A 16,532-nucleotide genomic window follows, 5' to 3' on the forward strand; every position below is an offset into this window, starting at 1 on the left:
TCGTCACTCCGTTCCGGTGTCCGCCCCCGCGGCCGTGATGCCCGCCGGCTCGGCGGGGCCGGGCTCGACGAAGCTGTACGGCGGCAGCGGGCCGTTCAGTCGTATCTCGAGGTGGGGCATGTCCGTGCGGGCCTGCTCCACCGCGGCCAGGAACTCCTCCGCCGTCGCGCGCTTCACCAGGTACGAGACGTTGGCGAGCCAGCCGGTGGACTCGGGGCCCACGCTCTCGGCGTCGGCGATGCCGCGCAGCGTGTTCTCCAGCGCGGCGCCGTCCTCGGCCTCCCGGGCCTTGACGGCCTCGGCGACCATCTCGCCGAGGCGGATCTTGTCGTCGTAACTGCCGCCGCCGGACTGGCGGTTGGCCTCCGCCAGGGCGCGGATCTCCGGGTTGAGGGCCATCACGTGGTGCAGGACGGCCTCTTCCACGTGATTGGCCTTGACGTTGTACTCGACGCGGGCGTCGAGGGCGCGCAGCCGCTCCAGGTAGTGGTCGGCGCGCTCGGCGAGGACGGAGGTGACCGCGTCGTCGTCGGGGGCGACGCTGCCGAACCGCATGGGCAGGACGCAGCCGCCCGCGCCGATCTCGCTGAGCACGTTCTGGTGGGCGAGCAGCTCACGCCGCTTGGGGCGCAGGCCCTCGGGGGCGTCGCTGACGACGGCCGCCAGGTCCCCCTGGGTCAGCACGCGCAGCGGGCGCGCCGGGTCGCCGACGCCTCCCATGCCCTCGGGCAGGGACGGGTGCGAGGCGGCCGTGATGCCGTAGACGTACGTGCTCACTCCTGCTCCTCCTTACGCCGCGACGTGCTCTTACGGGCCCGGGGGCGCGACTCGGTCTCGCCCTCGCGCCCCTGCTTGAAGGCGTCCGAGATGGTCTCGGCGGCGCCGGAGAGGGCTCCCTTGGACTTGCCGCGGGCGCCGGACTCGGTCACCTCGCCGACGATCTCGGGGAGGCCGGGGCTCTTCTTCGGCCCGGACTCGAGGTCGAGCCGGTTGCACGCCTCCGCGAAGCGGAGGTAGGTGTCGACGCTCGCGACGACGACACGGACGTCGATCTTGAGGATCTCGATGCCGACCAGGGACACGCGCACGAATGCGTCGATGACGAGCCCCCTGTCCAGAACAAGCTCAAGCACGTCGTAGAGGCCGCTGCTGCCGCCTCCACCGCCGGACTGCTGTGCCGGTACTACTGTCATGCCGGCCCTTCCTCCTTGTTGTCGGTGGGTGTGGTCTCTGTACGTGTGATCGCGCGAGGGCGGCCTAGCCGCCGGACCTGCGCGTGTCGGCGCGTCCGCGCTCGTAGCGGCGGACCCTCCGGTACCCGGTGAGGTCCCCGTCGGGGTCCAGCTCCACCTGGTAGCTCGCCATCAGGCTCATCGTGTCGGGCACCCGCTCCAGCTCCAGGACCTCGACCTCCAGCGCCCAGCCCTCCGAGGTCTGCTCGAAGGACGACACGGACTCGGCCTCCATGCCGGTGAGCTCGGCGAGCTGCTCGCGCGCCTGGCGCAGCACCTGCATGGGCTTCGGCTTCTTCCGTTCCGTGGTGCTCTCGGTCGTGTCGCTGTCGTTCTCGGGCCGCTTGCGGGGTGCGGTTCGTTTACGGGGTGTGCGTGAGGTCCGGGCCCGCTCGGAGTCCTGGCCCTCACGGGAGTCCTGAGATCCCTGTGAATCTTGTGACTCTTCGGTGTTCTTCGTGTTCGACATGGCCACCTCCCCCTCCGTGTGGCCGCAAGTGTGTTCGCCAAACCTCCGAGGACTCACCCGTTCGCCACGTCCGGCTGTCGCCGCTGGTCGCAGGGGGGTACGCGGCGACGGCTGCAACGATCTAGCCGCGCAGCGCGGCCAGCCTCCGTCGGGCCGGGGCGAGGGAACGGCCCTTGCGGGACGCGCCCGCCCACGGGTTCGTGGCGGCCTGCTCGACGGCGTTCTCCACCGTCCAGCGGCGGGCGTGCAGCTCCGGATCGTCGAGCTGGTCCCAGGTGATCGGGGTGGCGACGGGCGCTCCCGGCAGGGCGCGGACCGTCCAGGGGGCGACCGCGGTCTGTGCGTACGCGTTGCGTCCCACGTCGAGGTAGAGCCGGTCGCCGCGGTCCTTTTTGCGGGCCGCGGTGGTGAGCCGGTCCGGGTGGGCTTCGGCCAGCGTCTCGGCGACCTCGCGGGCGAACTCCCTCACCGTGTCGAAGTCCTGGGCGCCGTCGAGCGGCACGATCACGTGCAGCCCTCGCGATCCGGTGGTCATCAGGGCCGAAGGCAGCGTCAGTTCGTCCAGCAGCTCCCGGAGCCACCGGGCGGCCTCCCGCACCGCCTCGAAGTCTTCGCCGGACGGGTCCAGGTCGAAGACCAGCCGGTCCGGGCGGTCCGCGTCGTCGGCACGGGACAGCCAGCGGTGCAGAGTGATGCTCGCCTGGTCGACCAGGTACAGGAGGGTCGCGGTGTCGTCGCACACGGTGTGCGTGACCGTGCCGCCCTCCTTGCCGACCTCCACCCGGGTGATCCAGTCCGGGTAGCTGTCGGGGGTGTTCTTCTGCATGAAGGCCGGGCCGTCGAGGCCGTCGGGCCGCCGGTCCAGCATCAGCGGCCGGCCCCGCAGATGCGGCAGCATCCGGCGGGCGACGGCCCGGTGATAGTCGACGAGGTCGCCCTTGGTGTACTCCCGGGCGGCGTCGCCGCCCGGGAGGAGCACCTTGTCCGGGCGGCGGATCTCCACCCGGCGGCGGCCGGCCCGTACGGTGCGCGAGCCGCCGTCGCTCACGACACGATCGCCTCCCCCACCAGCAGCCTGCCGGCCGCGGCGATCGACTCGGCGTCGATCCCGGCGGCGTGCAGCTGTTCCTCGGGGGCGGCCGAACCCGGCATGTTCCGCACGGCGAGCCGCACCAGCCGAGGGACGGGACGACCGTCGCCGAACGCCTCGGCCACCGCGTCGCCGAGCCCGCCCTCGGGGTGGTGGTCCTCGACCGTCATCAGACAGCCGGTCTCCTCGGCGGCCGTGCGCAGCGTCTCCACGTCGACGGGCTTCACCGAGTACAGGTCGACGACCCGCACGGCGATGCCCTCCTCGGCCAGAGCGTCGGCCGCGGCCAGCGCCTCGGGCACGGTGACCCCCGCGGCGACCAGGGTGAGCCGGTCCCGGCCGGAGGAGCGCAGCACCTTGCTGCCACCGACGGGAAACTCCTCGTCGGGGCCGTAGATCACGGAGCTCTTGCCGCGGGAGGTGCGCAGGTAGCGGATGCCCTCCAGGCCGGCCATGGCGGCGACCAGGCGGGCGGTCTGGTTGGCGTCGCACGGGTACAGCACGGTGGAGCCGTGCACCGCCCGCATCATCGCCAGGTCCTCAAGACCCATCTGGCTGGGGCCGTCCTGGCCGATGGCGACGCCCGCGTGCGATCCGACGAGGTTCAGGCCCGAGCCGCTGATCGCGGCCATCCGGACGAAGTCGTGGGCGCGGGTGAGGAACGCCGCGAAGGTGGAGGCGAACGGCATCCAGCCGCGTGCGGCGACGCCCACGGCGTCGGCGACCATCTGCTGCTCGGCGATGTAGCACTCGACGTAGCGCTCGGGGTGCACCTTGGCGAAGTACTCCAGGCGGGTGGAGTCGCCGACCTCGCCGTCCAGGGCGACGACGTCGGCGCGCGCGGAGCCGAGAGCGGCCAGCGCCTCGCCGAAGGCGTCGCGGGTGGCCATGTCCTCGCCGAGGTCCCAGCGGGGCAGCTCGGGCGTGGTGATCCGCCGGGCGGGAGCCTCGCCGCCGGCGGGCGGCGCCTGGACGGTGATGCGCAGGTCGCGGGGCCCGCCCAGTTCGGCGATCGCGTCCTCCGCCTCGGGCAGCGGCTTGCCGTGCAGCCCTTCCCGGTCCTGCACGGACTCCACTCCCTTGCCCTTCAGGGTGCGGGAGATGATCGCGGTCGGCTGACCGTGGGTGGACAGCGCCTCGCCGTAGGCGCGGTCCACCGCGTCCACGTCATGACCGTCCACCTCGACGGTGTGCCAGCCGAACGCCTGGAAGCGGCGGGCGTAGGCGTCGAGGTCGTGACCGTGCCGGGTGGGGCCGCGCTGGCCCAGCCGGTTGACGTCCACGATCGCGGTCAGGTTGTCCAGGTTCTCGTACGCGGCCTGCTCGGCCGCCTCCCACACCGAGCCCTCGGCCAGCTCGCTGTCGCCGCACAGCACCCACACGCGGTGGTCGGTGCGGTCCAGCCGCTTCCCGGCGAGCGCGAGTCCGACGCCGACGGGCAGGCCCTGCCCGAGGGAGCCGGTCGCGGTCTCCACCCAGGGGAGCTTGCGCGGCGTGGGGTGGCCCTCCAGACGGCTGCCGTTCGCCCGGAAGGTGAGCAGTTCCTCGTCGCCGATGACGCCGGCCGCCTTGTAGGTGGCGTACATCAGCGGGGAGGCGTGGCCCTTGGAGAGGACGAAGCGGTCGTTGGCGGGGTGGTCGGGGCGCTCGAAGTCGTAGCGCAGGTGGTTCGCGAAGAGGACGGCCATCAGGTCCGCCGCGGACATCGACGAGGTGGGGTGTCCGGAGCCGGCGGCGGCCGCCGCCCGGACACTGTCCACCCGCAGCTGTTGTCCGAGCTCGACGAGTTCACCGGTGTTCATGCGTCTCCTTCGCTGGGTCGGTCGGTACGGCGGACGGGGCCGGGCGCCACGTCCGGGCCGGGCTCCGGCCTGCCGGACGGCGGAGCGACGTCGGTGGCGGGCGGGGTGTCGCCGCCGGGCCCGGCCCCCCGGCCGTCGCGGGGGCTCCCGGGGACGCGCGCGACCTCGGGGGACGCGGTGTCCAGCGGCACGGACCAGGACCGTACGAGGCCCAACTGGACGGCCTGGCGCGGCAGTACGGCGTCCAGCAGCCAGTCGGCGGCCACCCGCACCCGGTTGCCGGGCATCGCGGCGAGGTGGTAACCACGGGTCACCGCGCCGGCCGCCACCCCGGAGAGGTTGACGCCGAGCGGGTTGGCGGCGGCCTTGACACCGCCGAGATCCACCACGAAGCCCAGGTCCTTGTGGCGGTACGCCTGCCGCTCGCCGTCGCCGAAGGACGCGGCGATGTTGCGCGCGCAGACCTTGCCCTGCCGCCAGGCGTGCTGGGCGGTCATCGGGGTGTACGAGCCGGGGTTCTCCAGGTCCGGCACGGCCGCCGCGTCACCGCAGGCGAATACCTCGGGACGGCCCGGCACCTGCAGGTGCGGGTCGACCAGCAGCCGGCCGCGTTCCATGGGCAGCCCGAGGGACTCGGCGAGCGGGTCGGGGCGCACGCCGACACACCACACGAGGGTGCGTGTGTCGACGAACTCCCCGTCGGTGAGCAGCACGCCGTCGGAGGTGGCCTCCTTCACGGAGGTGCCCATCCGCACGTCCACACCTCGCTCCCGCAGCACCGTGTCGGCGGTGCGGGAGAGCCGTTCGTCCAGCTCGGGCAGGACCCGGTCGGCGATGTCCAGCAGGATCCAGCGGGGCCGCATGCCGGTGCGCAGCGGCTGCTTGGCCACCTGCGCGTCGGTGAAGAGCTGGCCGTGCGCGGCGACCTCGGTGCCGGTGTAGCCGGCTCCCACGACGACGAAGGTGCACCGGGTGGAACAGCGCTTCGGGTCGTCCGTGGCGGCGGCCAGCTCCACCTGGCGGGTGACGTGGTCGCGCAGGTACAGCGCCTCGGGCAGGCCGCGGAAGCCGTGCGCGTGCTCGGCGACGCCGGGGATGGGCAGCAGTTTGTTGACGCTGCCGGCGGCGAGCACGAGACGGTCGTAGGTGAGGGTGCCGCCCTCGCCCTCAGGGCCGGTGTAGTGCACCTGGCGTCCGTCGAGGTCGATCCGGTCGGCCTCGCCCAGCACCAGTCTGGCCTCCGGGAGCGTCCCGGAGAGGGACACGGTGACCCGGCGGGGTTCGAGGATCCCGGCCGCGACCTGGGGCAGCAGGGGCAGGTACAGGAAGTAGTCGGTCGGGTTGAGCAGGACGATCTCGGCCCGGCCCCTGGCCGTGCGGGACAGGATCTGGGCCGTGCGGTAACCGGCGAAGCCGGCTCCGACGATCACAATGCGGGGTCGACTCACGGTTCGCCTCCGGCGCGGTCGCGTACGTCGGGAGACTTCCGCGTCCCCCTGTGCGGGACCGCCAAACGTCCGGCCGGCTCCCGGCGGGGCGTCGGGTGCGGCTGCGTCCTTTCAGCTGTGCCGCACGAAGGTGCCGCCTCGGCCTCAGCCGTTGCCCGGTGCGCGGTCGGCGCCGACCGTGGGCGGCGTGGACGGCACCGGGGGCACGGAGGCGGAGCCCGCCGCCCGCGTCCCGGCGGCCGCGGCGGAGCCCGGTGCGGCCGGGCGGGCCGCCGTGCGCAAGGCGTAGGCCGTTGCGGCCAGGATCACCGCCGTGATCAGTGCCGCCGCCCAGCCCGGGAGGACCAGGTCGAGGGCGAGGCCCACGGCGAGTGCGACCGCCGCGCCCGCGTACAGCGCGGCGGCGCCGGATCCGGCGTAGAGGGCCGCCTTCCGGCGCTGCCCCCGCGTCTGCTCCCGCAGTTCGGCCCGCACGGACTCCCGGGCCACGTGGGCCAGTTCGTCCACCAGGTGCTTGTCGAGGTGCTGCATGTGCTCCAAGCGCTGCATGGCACCCGGGTACCCGTGCCCGGGGCCCGGTAACTCGGACGCGCCCGGGCCCGGTGACTCGGACGTGCCCGGGGCCGCCAACTCGGCGCGGCCGTACCGCGGGTGAGGACCGTGTGGAGATCGCCGTGTGGAGATCGTCCGCGCCCGCCCGCCGCCCGGACCGGCCAACTAGGCTCGGACGCATGGAGATTCTGGGTGCCACACTGCGCGTCTGCGTCGACGACATCGAGACCGCCATCCCCTTCTACGAGCGGCTGGCGGGCGGGACCGCCATGCGGTTCGAACGGGAGGGCGTCCAGGTCGCCGCCGTGGGCTGCTTCCTGCTGATGAGCGGTCCCGAGGCCCAACTGGACGTGCTGCGCAAGGTCGCCGCGACCATCGCGGTCAAGGACGTCGACGAGACCCGCCAGGTGCTCGAGGAGATGGGCGCGGCCGTCCTCGCGGGGCCGCTGCCCACTCCGGTCGGCCGCAACCTGATCGCGCGGCACCCGGACGGGGCGGTATACGAGTACGCGGACCGCCGCCGCACCTGACCTGCCGGCGACGGCACGGCCTTCGCCGGCCATTCGGGAGTTCGGGTGCGGGTGGTCCGGTCCCGCCCGACGAGCCCTCACCCGGCCGTCGGCGGGCTCGAGGCCCACGTCACGAAAGCCGCTGTCGCCGCCGCTGTCGTGCGTCACGCCGTCCACGCTTTCAGGTCGGCGCGTATCGTGGCGGCCACCCGCTCCAACGGCCGTTTGAGCGACTCCAGTTCATCCTCCTTCGGCCGCGCGAGGGACAGCACGGCGATGCCTCCCCCGGAGACGGGGAAGGGCACCGCGATGCAGTTGCACTCGGGCCGGACCTCGCCGTACTCGGCCGAGAGCCGCCCGCTTCCCAGCGCCCGCCAGAGGGCGGAAGCCGGGTGCCTCGCGGCCATGTCCTGCTCGCCGGCCGTCACGTGGTGCGTCACCCGCACTCCGGAAGCGTGGCACACCGTCTCCAGTGTCCGGCGGGAGTAGCGGTGCAGGAACAGAGTCGCGCCGGTGGCCTTGGAGAGGGCCTCGAGCCGGTGCCGCGCCGCGGCGCCGAGCCCTGCGGACGGGGCGCCGGACAGGCCGCGGCGTGCCAGGTCGTACACGCCCGGACCGAGCCGCCACTTGCGGTCGCGCCGCTCCACGACGCCTTCGGCCGCCATCTGCTCCAGCAGGCAGTGCGCCGTCGTCTTGGGTATCCCTACCGCGGACGCCAGCGCCGTGACGCCGAGAGGTTCAGGGGCCTGCCCGAGAGCGCGGAGCAGTGCGAAGGCGCCGGCCACGACTCCCACGGGTTCGGACCGCGGTCGCGACTGCGGGGGCAAGGGCTTCGGGGCACCGGGAGGCATCGTCCCGGCCTGGAGCCTTATGTCCGCCTCGAGTTGCTCTGTCATCGGGTACCTCTCAGGGCTGTCGTGCCGGCCGGATCAGGATCCGGGTGCGGGTGCGGGTGCGGGTGCGGACGTCGGGCGCACCGCGTGTGCCGGGTGACCGGTCACCGGTCGGTGCACCGTTCGTTCTCCGACGCGGCCCGTGGAGTCCGCCCCGCACCGGGGCGACGAGTCCGGCGAGGTGGGCGGAACGGGCCTGGGCCGCCTCACGGTGAAAGGATCGGGTGACGACCGGAGGCACCATCAGGACGAGGCCTCCTGGGCGAGTTTCGTGAGCCACTCGGCCAGCAGCGCCTGCTCGGCGTCGGTGAACGAGGGCGAGGGCGCCGCACGGAGCAGGGCCGCCAGCGTGGTGGCCGCGCGTGCCGTGGTCACCGTCTCGCCCGGAGACGGGTCGCCGTCGTCGCGCGTCAGTACCCCGGCGAGCACGATCTCCCGCATGTGGTCGGACAGTTCGGTGTCAGGGTCGGCCTCGGACCGGGCAAGCAGCGTGAGAGCGACGCCGGTGTTGGCGGACATCACGATTTCGGCGGCACGTTCCGGTGTGATTGCCAGCCGGCCCGCCTGGGCGACGCGTTCGAGGACGGCGCGCAGGAGCCTGCGCATCTCCCCGAGGGCCTGCGGCGCGGAGTGGATGCCCGGCCCCGCCATGAGCCGGTAGACGTTGGGATGCTCCAGAGCGAACTGGGTGTGCTGGTCCCAGCCACGCTTCAGGTCGGCGACGGGGTCACCGGTGGCTTCCATGGCACGCTTGGCCGCCAGGTACTGGCCCAGTCCGTGGTCCACGACGGCCGCCAGCAAACTGTCCTTGTCACCGAAGATCCGGTAGATCACCGGCTGTTGGACGCCGGCCCGCTCCGCGACGCTCCGAGTGGAGACATCCGCGTTGGCCGAGGCTTCCAGCAGCTCCGTAGCGGCCTGAAGAATACGTGATCTATTATCCATGTTATCAACGATACTCCCGTGGGTGGACGTGCTCCTGACTGCCGCCACCGTGAGCGGGTGGTGCGCGCTCCCCCGCACTCACGGGCGCTGCCTGCCCACCAGGTCCCTGTGTCACCGACGTCCCGGGACAGCACGCCTGGCGCCTCACGGCGAGGAAATCGCCGAGGCCGGCCCGGCCGAGAACTCGCGGCGGATGCATCGCGGCCCTGGCACGTCGGAGGCCACGCGTCCAGTTCGATCGGCCGGAGGCCCACACCGCCGCCCCGCGCGTACTCGGCGGCCTCCCGCGCGCGGGGCGTTGCGTCCCGTCGCCTCACACCTGCCGGCGTAGACCGTGTGACCCGCGCCGGCCAGGGCCCGCGCCGTCGGAGCGCCAAAACCGCTGGACGCTGCGGCGATGACGACGTTGCCCTTCTCCCTGCGGGCCTCCTGGAGGCCCGGTGCCGTGAGGCCGCCGGGACGGGTGACGGTCAGGCGAGTCCGCCGTTGGTGTAGAGCACCTGACCGTTGACCCAGCGGGCGGGGCCGGCGAGGAAGGCGACCGATTCGGCGACGTCCTCGGGGCGGCCCAGTCGCTCGAGCGGGGGGACCTTGGCGAAGTTGGCGATCGTCGCCTCGTCCTTGCCCTCGAGGAACAGTGACGTGGCAACGGGGCCGGGTGCGACGGTGTTGACGGTGATGTCCCGGCCGCGCAGTTCCCGGGCGAGGATGAGCGTGATGCTCTCCACGGCGGCCTTGCTGGCGACGTAGGCGCCGTAGGTGGGCAGCTGGGTGCGGGTGACGGAGGTGGAGACGTTGATCAGGGCGCCTCCGTTCCGCAGCCGCCGGGCGGCCTGCTGGGACACGACGAAGGTGCCGCGGATGTTGATGCGGTGCATCCGGTCCAGATCGTCCAGGTCCAGTTCGGAGACCGGGGAGAGGATCATGATCCCGGCGGTGTTGACGACGACGTCGATCCCGCCGAACGCGGCCTCCACGGCATCGAACACGGCCTGCATGTCGTTCTCGTCGGCCACGTCGCCGCCCACGGCGATGGCGGTGGCCCCGCGAGCGGTGAGCTCGGCGACGAAGGCCTCGGCCTTCTCCTTGTTGCCGGCGTAGTGGACGGCGACGGTGAACCCGTCGGCCACCAGGCGGTCGACGACCACGTGGCCGATGCCGCCGGTACCGCCGGTGACGAGCGCGACCCGCCGGGTGGCGGGACGGGACTGGGGGGAGGTCTGGGAAGGCATGGTGGTCTTCCTTCTGTGGTCGAGCGGGAACAGGACGGTGATCGGGGACGAGGAGGACGACCCGGCGTTTCACTGAATCGCTCCTCGCTGAATCAACGATAACAAGGATGCGAATCGATGGCAACACTCTCGTGTTTTCGTCGATTCAAACCTCGGGTCCCACCCCAGCGCGCGCCTCTCGGTCCACGGCACGCAGGGAGGCCTGCCGAGCGCGAAGATCGCCGGCCGGAGCAGTCGCGCGAGCCCTGAGCGACGCTGCCCGCCCGGTCGGAGTTCCGGTGAGCGGAACGGCCGAGCCGCCTCGTCTTGCGGCCCCCTGCCACGGCCCACGCTCGTTCACATGGGAAAAGTGGAGGACGCTCCTCGTACCGGCACCGCGTTCCCCCTGTTCCGAGGCCTCCGGCGCCCTCCCGCTGACCTACGCTGCCGCACGACCACATCCCGGCGGAGCCGCTTCGGTCCCGCGAGACACCAGGTCTCGGACGGACCGAGCGTCCGCCGTTCCGCCGCCCACCGCACCGGCCGGCCCGAGCGGCAGCCCACTCCACAGCAAGGAACCATCATGAACACTGCCCTGGATCCCGGCGCCCTCGCCGGTGCCGTCCTCGAGGTGTACGAGAGCGGCGACCTCTCCCGCGTGGACGAGCTCATCTCCCCCGACCTGGTCGACCACAACCAGCCGGCCGGCACGGAGTCCGGCATCGACGCCGTCCGGGTGCTCGTCAGAGCGGTGAAGGAGGGATTCAGCGAAACTCGCATCGAGGAGATCTTCCGGAGCCTCACGACGGACGGCTGGGTGGTCAGCCAGTGGCGGATGACCGGCGTTCACACCGGCGACTGGTTCGGCACTCCCGCGACGGGGAGGCGGGTGAGCTTCACCGGCATCGATCTGTGGCGTGCCGAGCACGGCAGGATGGTCGAAGTACGTCACGCGGAGGACCTGTTCCAGCTCCAGGCGCAGCTCACCGCCTGATCCCCCGCCCGGCTCGGCCGGCACCGGGCACTGCCACGCGGCGGCACCCGGTGTCGGCGGCCGGCCGCCGCGTGCCTCCGACCGCGACGCCACGGTGTGCGTCCGGTCCGCCGCGTCCCATCGCGCGGGGCTCCGTCCGGCCGTGGGTCAGGAAGGGTTCCTCGGCCTTCTCACCAGCCCCGCAGGCCTCCCAGCGGCCCCGTGGATCAGCGCGGGGTCGGTACGATATGTGGCGTGTGCATATATTTCTCCGTACTGGGGCCGGTCAGGGCATGGCGTGGTGACCACGAGGTCGAACTCGGATCACCCAAGCAGCGCGCGCTCTTCGCCCTCCTCCTGGTCCGGGCGGGAGAGCCGGTCACCACACACGAGATCGTCGACGTCCTGTGGGGGCAGGACCCTCCGGCCAGCGCCGTCAACGTGGTGCAACGCCACATCGGCGCCCTGCGGCGCGTACTCGAACCCGGCCTCCCGGTTCGTGGCGTTTCCCAGCGGCTGGCGCTCCACGCGGGCGGTTACCGCCTGGACGCGGACGCCGGGACCCTCGACCTGCTGCGTTTCCGGGAGTTGCGCCAGGAAGCGGAACAGCTCTCCGGGCGCGGCGACGCAGTCGGGGCAACCGAACTGCTCCTGCGGGCCCTGGCCCTGTGGCGGGGGCCCGTCGGGTCCGGGATCACCCCCTCGATCCGGGCCCATCCCGTCTTCGGGGCCGTGGACAACGAATACCTGGCCACGGTGAGGGAAGCGGCCGAGCAGTCGCTCGCGGCGGGTCCCGCCTGGGGCGCCCGGATCCTGGTCGTGCTGCGGCGGGCCGCCGCCCAGCACCCGCTGGACGAAACCCTCCAAGCCGCGTTGATGCTGGTGCTTGCGGCCGCCGGCCACCAGGCGGAGGCCCTGGACGTCTACCGAAGTGTGCACAGACGTCTCACGGAAGAGCTGGGGGTCGATCCCGGCGCAGAGATGCGCGCCGCACATCAGCGCGTGCTGGAGCAGGCCCTGCCCGGCGGCACGGCCTTCCCCGGTCCCTTGCCCCTGGAAGCCGGCGCCGACGGCACCGACGGCGTGGCGGCACACGTGCCCGCGGACAGCCGGGGCGGAAGCGTCGCGGACGCACCCGTCCGGCCGGCGCAGCTTCCCCCCGGTCTCCCCGTCTTCACCGGCCGCCAAGCGGAACTGGAAGGGCTCGACGCGCTGTCGGCGGACAGCGGGGACCGGACGGCCGTGGTGGTGATCGGCGGTATGGCGGGGGTGGGCAAGACCACACTGGCCGTGCACTGGGCCCACCGCGTCGCTCACCGGTTCACCGACGGACAGCTCTATGTGGACCTCCGGGGCTTCCACCCCAGCGGCTCCTCGATGAGTGCGGCCGAAGCCGTGCGCTTCTTCCTCGAAGCCCTGGGCGTTCCCGCCCAGCAACTGCCCGCCGGAGTGGATGCACAAGCCGCGCTGTACCGCAGTCTGCTCGCCGGCCGACGGATGCTGGTCTTCCTGGACAACGCCCACAGCACCGAACAGGTCCGGCCTCTGCTGCCGGCGGCACCCGGTTGTCTGGTGATCATCACCAGCCGCAACCGGCTGTACGGTCTGGTCTCCGGCGAGGGTGCGCACGCCGTCACGCTGGGCGTGATGCGGGAGGAGGACTCCCTGGACCTGCTGCGCCGACGGCTCGGCGACGACCGTGTCGCACAGGAGCCCGCGGCGGTCGCGGACATCGTCGCGGCGTGCGGTCACCTGCCCCTGGCCCTGGCCGTCGTCAGCGCGCGGAGCGCCATGAACCCGGCCTTCCCGCTGGCATCCGTCGCGGTGGAGCTGAATGAGAGCCGGGGCAGTCTCGACGCGTTCGACGTGGAACCTCCCGTCGCGGACGCGAGAAGCGCGTTCTCGTGGTCGTACCGCCTCCTGTCGGCGGAGGCCGCGCGCACGTTCCGGTTGCTGGCCCTGTACCCCGGGCCCGACTGTTCCGTGGAAGCCGTGGCGAGCCTGACCGGGCTGCCGCCCTCCCAGATCCGTCCGCTCCTCGCGGAACTGGTGCGCACCCACCTGCTCTTCGAATCCACACCGGGCCGGTACCGTGCGCACGAGTTGCTGCGCGCCTATGCTGCGGAGCTCGTCCACGCCTCGGACGACACCGACGGGGCCCGGCGCAGGCTCTTCGATCACTATCTGCACGGCGCGCACGCTGCGGAGTCGGTGCTCGCGCCGGTACGGGACCGGCCTCAGCCCCCTCCGCCGGCGGCCGGAGTGGCAGTGCCGCCTCTCGCCGACCAGTCGCACGCCGCGCGTTGGCTGGACACCAACCGCTCCGTGCTGCTGGCCGCGATCGAGCACAGCGCCGGGCAGGGCTACGACGGGCACAGCTGGCGCCTGGCCGTGGCCGTCGAGCGGTACCTGGACCGAGGCGGACGGTGGCAGGAACAGATCGCGGTGCAGTCCACGGCGGCTGCGGCCGCACGGCGCCTGAACGACCTCACCGGGCAGGCATACGCCTACCGGGCGCTGGGTTTCGCCCACGGACGGCTGGGCCGATGGGCCACGGCCGCGAGGCATCTGTCGTACGCGCTGGAACTGTTCGACACGCTCGACGCCCCGGTCGGGCAGGCAAGGGTGCACCGTTACGCCGCCTTTCTGGCCAACTCGCGGGAGCGTTACGAGGAGGCGCTCGACCGGTACGGACGGGCGCGCGACCTGTACGCCCGGGCCGGCTGCCTCGCCGGGGCGGCGAGCGTCGCCAACGAGATCGGCTGGACGTACATCCTCAAGGGGGAGCACCACAGGGCCGTGGAGGAGTGCGGCCGGGCCCTCGCACTGCACCAGGGGGTGGGTGACCGCAACGGTGAGGCCGCTGCGTGGGACAGCCTGGGTTACGCCCACCACCACATGGGCAACCACGACGAGGCACTGATCTGCTACGAGCAGGCCCTGAACCTGTACCGGGCGGTCCGCGACCGGTACCTGGAGGCCGACACGCTCATACACATCGGCGACACCCATCACGCGGCCTCCCGGGAGGCCGCGGCCACATCGGCCTGGCGGCAGGGCCTCGGCATCCTCGACACGATCGGGCATCCGGACGCCGAATCCGTACGGAGGAAGCTGGCGGAGCTGCTGGGCGTGGAGGTGCCGCCGGCCGCCGCTGCCTGCCCAGCTCGTTGAGTGCCCCGCTGTCCTCGTGACCACGTCAGTGGATTGCCAGTCGTCCGGAAGTGCGCGCTGCCTACCCTCACCGCGCGTGCTCCCGACCGGGCCCCGCTGTGCGGTGACACCCGTCGAGGTCCACGGCACGCATCTGCCCTCCAGGACTGGAAGATGGACACCGCACTCACCACACCCATGCCCCATGGCCCGCTCCCCGGACAGCCGCTGCACCAGCTGATGACCGACCACGGCAAGGCCCTCCTCGCCTACGCCGAGAAGCTCCTGAACGACCACCACCTGGCGCAGGACATCGTCCAGGAGACCTGGATCCGCGCATGGCCGCACACGGACCGGCTCTTCCGCACGGAGGGTTCCGTACGGGGCTGGCTCCTGACCGTCACCCGCAACCTGATCATCGACCGGCAGCGCACGTCCGCCGCGCGCCGCGAAACGGTGGGCACCGACGACCGCGACCTGCCGCTCGTCGACCACTCCGACGCCGTCCTCACCTCGGTGGAGACGGCGACCCTGCTGCGCCGGCTCTCCCCGGAGCACCGGGAGGTGCTGCTGCACACCTACCTGTACGACCGGACCGTGGAGCAGACGGCCCGTATCCTCGGCATACCGGCGGGAACCGTCAAATCCCGTCGCCACTACGCCCTCGCCGGTCTGCGGACGCTGGCCGCGGCCGGCCGCCGCGAGTGAGGTCCGGCGCCGGCCTCGTGCCCTTCATGCCGGAACGGTGAGCCGGAGGCCCAACAGCGGGACATCCACCCGCCCTTCGGCGTCGGCGTACCACCGCCAGTGCGCCGCGGCCACCTCGCCGCACACCAGTCCGGTCCAGCCGGCCCCACCGGTTCCGCACAGCGCGGCGAGCTGCGCGGCCTCGTGGTCGGTGGGCGGCGTGGCCAGCACGACCAGTCCCTGAACGGGGCGCCGGGCCGCGGCGATTCTCCTGGTCCCGGACGGGAGCGGCGGCGCCACCGGCGCAGGAGTGAGGGGCGGGACCTCCCGCAGTCCCGGCGGCACGACGGGCACGAGCGGCCCGGTCCTGTCACCCAGCACGGTCACCGGCGTGCCGGGCCTGCCGCGGGCCACTTCCTCCAGCACGTTCCGCACCGCGTCCCGCGCCGTGGCGGCGTCGCCGACGACGCTCAGCACTCCGTCGAGGCGGCTCAGGTCGACGAAGACCGCCACGCCCTCGGTGTCGGTCCCTGCGCGTACCGGGCAGGCCGCCTCGTCCGCGACCGGTTCGCCGTCCGCCCGCCGGTCTTCCGTCGCGGACAGGCTCCATCGCGTGGAGTCGATCCGCTTCCAGGGTTCCGGGGCTGCGGAGGTGGACGGCAGCCATACGGTGGCACCGACGGCGTCGATGCGCACGGCGTGCACCGGCGCCCCGGACGCTCCCTCGGCGGCGCGGAACCGGTTCAGCACGAGACGGGCCCGCCGCGGGGCGTCGGTGTCGGCGGCGAATCGGCGGCCCAGCGCACGCCGTGCGGCAAGGCGCCGACGCGCTCTGAAGGGCTCTCCCAGCCGGCGGAGCAGGCGTACGAGTGCGGACCATGCCGTTCGCAGTCTGCGGCGGGCGACGATGCCCGCCGTCACCGGCGCCATCACGACGGCGCCGAGCACCGCGACGACCGTCCCCAGGGGCACGGCGAACACGGTGGTCGTGCCGGTACCCGCCGCGGGGCCGGGGGAAGGCTCCTGTCCGCCGTTGTCCCGGGCCAGCTGGACGCCGTCTCCGGTGGCGTCCTGCGGGAGGCGCAGGATCCAGCCGGGGTGCAGCTGCTCGTCCGGGCTGGTCAGCGCGGTTCCGTCGGGTTGGGTCAGTTCCCGGTTGAGGTCGAAGATCTCCGGGGAACGCGACGCGTCCCCCAAGGTGCCGGCGGCGACGTCCGGGAGAGTCACGGTCCTCCCGCCCGACGCCGACGGATCCGGTACCACGAAGACCTTGACCAGGTCGTCCCCGTCCGCGGCGTCCGCCGGCTCCGCGGCGCCGGACCAGACGAGGCAGGCCAGCAGCAGAGCCATAAGGGCCCGGCGAAGGTGACGTCCCGCGCCGCGTGCGGTGACGTGCCGCGCCCCGTGTCCGGGTGCGGCACCGGGTGCTTCGTTCATCTGGGGTCTCCCCATGTCCTCTGGCGTGTCCTACGGATCGTCGGACGCGGTCGGGGCCGCCGGAAGGCGGGGCCTTCCCGGCGCGCTCCCCCCGTACACGGGGACGCCCGGCGTAAACGTTCGACGTCCGC

Annotated in this window: 15 protein-coding genes; 4 read left to right on the top strand and 11 right to left on the bottom strand. The window is 72.7% G+C overall.

The annotated features are described in order from the left end of the window. Positions 1 to 3 precede the first annotated feature (3 nt). The 7 genes from ACF1AG_RS05840 to ACF1AG_RS05870 form a co-directional block, all read right to left on the bottom strand. Complete coding sequence (locus tag ACF1AG_RS05840; RefSeq protein ID WP_359600712.1) at positions 4 to 777, bottom strand: GvpL/GvpF family gas vesicle protein; 774 nt, start codon at positions 775 to 777, stop codon at positions 4 to 6. Next, positions 774 to 1,193, bottom strand: a complete 420-nt coding sequence (locus tag ACF1AG_RS05845; RefSeq protein ID WP_033273744.1) for a gas vesicle structural protein GvpA — start codon at positions 1,191 to 1,193, stop codon at positions 774 to 776. Before ACF1AG_RS05845 ends, ACF1AG_RS05840 begins: the two co-directional genes overlap by 4 nt. A 64-nt stretch (positions 1,194 to 1,257) precedes the next feature. Then, positions 1,258 to 1,701 carry a gas vesicle protein gene (locus tag ACF1AG_RS05850; RefSeq protein ID WP_359600713.1) on the bottom strand — a complete coding sequence of 148 codons (444 nt, stop codon included), beginning with the start codon at positions 1,699 to 1,701 and terminating at the stop codon, positions 1,258 to 1,260. A 121-nt stretch (positions 1,702 to 1,822) separates the two neighbouring features. Beyond that, positions 1,823 to 2,749, bottom strand: a complete 927-nt coding sequence (gene ligD / locus ACF1AG_RS05855; protein ID WP_359600714.1) for a non-homologous end-joining DNA ligase — start codon at positions 2,747 to 2,749, stop codon at positions 1,823 to 1,825. Next, on the bottom strand, positions 2,746 to 4,593 hold the full coding sequence (locus ACF1AG_RS05860; RefSeq protein WP_359600715.1) for a transketolase: 1,848 nt from the start codon (positions 4,591 to 4,593) through the stop codon (positions 2,746 to 2,748). The genes ligD and ACF1AG_RS05860 overlap by 4 nt, the downstream gene beginning before the upstream one ends. Beyond that, the gene (locus tag ACF1AG_RS05865; RefSeq protein ID WP_359600716.1) at positions 4,590 to 6,041 is read right to left on the bottom strand and encodes an NAD(P)/FAD-dependent oxidoreductase; all 1,452 of its coding nucleotides are present in this window, start codon (positions 6,039 to 6,041) and stop codon (positions 4,590 to 4,592) included. The genes ACF1AG_RS05860 and ACF1AG_RS05865 overlap by 4 nt, the downstream gene beginning before the upstream one ends. A 144-nt stretch (positions 6,042 to 6,185) precedes the next feature. Then, a complete protein-coding gene (locus ACF1AG_RS05870) occupies positions 6,186 to 6,590 on the bottom strand; it encodes a phage holin family protein (RefSeq protein ID WP_359600717.1) in 405 nt (134 codons plus the stop codon). A 182-nt stretch (positions 6,591 to 6,772) separates the two neighbouring features. Between ACF1AG_RS05870 and ACF1AG_RS05875 the strand changes: the two genes are divergently transcribed. Further along, a complete protein-coding gene (locus ACF1AG_RS05875; RefSeq protein WP_359600718.1) occupies positions 6,773 to 7,123 on the top strand; it encodes a VOC family protein in 351 nt (116 codons plus the stop codon). Between the two features lie 143 nt (positions 7,124 to 7,266). On the opposite strand, the gene ACF1AG_RS05880 is transcribed toward ACF1AG_RS05875, so the two are convergent. The 3 genes from ACF1AG_RS05880 to ACF1AG_RS05890 all read right to left on the bottom strand — a co-directional run bounded on the left by ACF1AG_RS05880 (position 7,267) and on the right by ACF1AG_RS05890 (position 10,172). Next, the gene (locus tag ACF1AG_RS05880) at positions 7,267 to 7,887 is read right to left on the bottom strand and encodes a helix-turn-helix domain-containing protein (protein ID WP_359600719.1); all 621 of its coding nucleotides are present in this window, start codon (positions 7,885 to 7,887) and stop codon (positions 7,267 to 7,269) included. Positions 7,888 to 8,238: 351 nt separating this feature from the next. Beyond that, positions 8,239 to 8,940 (bottom strand): TetR/AcrR family transcriptional regulator, encoded by a 702-nt coding sequence (locus tag ACF1AG_RS05885; protein WP_359600720.1) that lies wholly within the window; start codon positions 8,938 to 8,940, stop codon positions 8,239 to 8,241. Between the two features lie 470 nt (positions 8,941 to 9,410). Then, positions 9,411 to 10,172: an SDR family oxidoreductase gene (locus ACF1AG_RS05890; protein ID WP_359600721.1), complete on the bottom strand. Its 762-nt coding sequence runs from the start codon at positions 10,170 to 10,172 to the stop codon at positions 9,411 to 9,413. Between the two features lie 562 nt (positions 10,173 to 10,734). Here ACF1AG_RS05890 and ACF1AG_RS05895 point away from each other — a divergent pair. The 3 genes from ACF1AG_RS05895 (at position 10,735) to ACF1AG_RS05905 (ending at position 14,985) form a co-directional block, all read left to right on the top strand. Continuing rightward, the gene (locus tag ACF1AG_RS05895) at positions 10,735 to 11,145 is read left to right on the top strand and encodes an ester cyclase (protein WP_359600722.1); all 411 of its coding nucleotides are present in this window, start codon (positions 10,735 to 10,737) and stop codon (positions 11,143 to 11,145) included. Positions 11,146 to 11,379: 234 nt separating this feature from the next. Next, positions 11,380 to 14,298 (top strand): BTAD domain-containing putative transcriptional regulator, encoded by a 2,919-nt coding sequence (locus tag ACF1AG_RS05900; RefSeq protein ID WP_391809371.1) that lies wholly within the window; start codon positions 11,380 to 11,382, stop codon positions 14,296 to 14,298. A 153-nt stretch (positions 14,299 to 14,451) separates the two neighbouring features. After that, the gene (locus ACF1AG_RS05905) at positions 14,452 to 14,985 is read left to right on the top strand and encodes a sigma-70 family RNA polymerase sigma factor (protein WP_359600724.1); all 534 of its coding nucleotides are present in this window, start codon (positions 14,452 to 14,454) and stop codon (positions 14,983 to 14,985) included. A 24-nt stretch (positions 14,986 to 15,009) separates the two neighbouring features. On the opposite strand, the gene ACF1AG_RS05910 is transcribed toward ACF1AG_RS05905, so the two are convergent. Then, positions 15,010 to 16,401, bottom strand: coding sequence for a hypothetical protein (locus ACF1AG_RS05910; protein WP_391809372.1), 1,392 nt, complete (start codon positions 16,399 to 16,401; stop codon positions 15,010 to 15,012). Between the last annotated feature and the right edge of the window lie 131 nt (positions 16,402 to 16,532).

The sequence above is a fragment of the Streptomyces sp. NPDC014764 genome (assembly GCF_043082785.1).
GTDB classification, from domain to species: domain Bacteria; phylum Actinomycetota; class Actinomycetes; order Streptomycetales; family Streptomycetaceae; genus Streptomyces; species Streptomyces althioticus.

Excerpts from the sequence above, each read along its gene's own strand:
- ACF1AG_RS05910 (WP_391809372.1), bottom strand. The coding sequence starts at position 16,401 with ATGAACGAAGCACCCGGTGCCGCACCCGGACACGGGGCGCGGCACGTC.
- ACF1AG_RS05875 (WP_359600718.1), top strand. The coding sequence starts at position 6,773 with ATGGAGATTCTGGGTGCCACACTGCGCGTCTGCGTCGACGACATCGAG.
- ACF1AG_RS05905 (WP_359600724.1), top strand. The coding sequence starts at position 14,452 with ATGGACACCGCACTCACCACACCCATGCCCCATGGCCCGCTCCCCGGA.
- ACF1AG_RS05870 (WP_359600717.1), bottom strand. The coding sequence starts at position 6,590 with ATGCAGCGCTTGGAGCACATGCAGCACCTCGACAAGCACCTGGTGGAC.
- ACF1AG_RS05850 (WP_359600713.1), bottom strand. The coding sequence starts at position 1,701 with ATGTCGAACACGAAGAACACCGAAGAGTCACAAGATTCACAGGGATCT.
- ACF1AG_RS05845 (WP_033273744.1), bottom strand. The coding sequence starts at position 1,193 with ATGACAGTAGTACCGGCACAGCAGTCCGGCGGTGGAGGCGGCAGCAGC.
- ACF1AG_RS05890 (WP_359600721.1), bottom strand. The coding sequence starts at position 10,172 with ATGCCTTCCCAGACCTCCCCCCAGTCCCGTCCCGCCACCCGGCGGGTC.
- ACF1AG_RS05885 (WP_359600720.1), bottom strand. The coding sequence starts at position 8,940 with ATGGATAATAGATCACGTATTCTTCAGGCCGCTACGGAGCTGCTGGAA.
- ACF1AG_RS05860 (WP_359600715.1), bottom strand. The coding sequence starts at position 4,593 with ATGAACACCGGTGAACTCGTCGAGCTCGGACAACAGCTGCGGGTGGAC.
- ACF1AG_RS05895 (WP_359600722.1), top strand. The coding sequence starts at position 10,735 with ATGAACACTGCCCTGGATCCCGGCGCCCTCGCCGGTGCCGTCCTCGAG.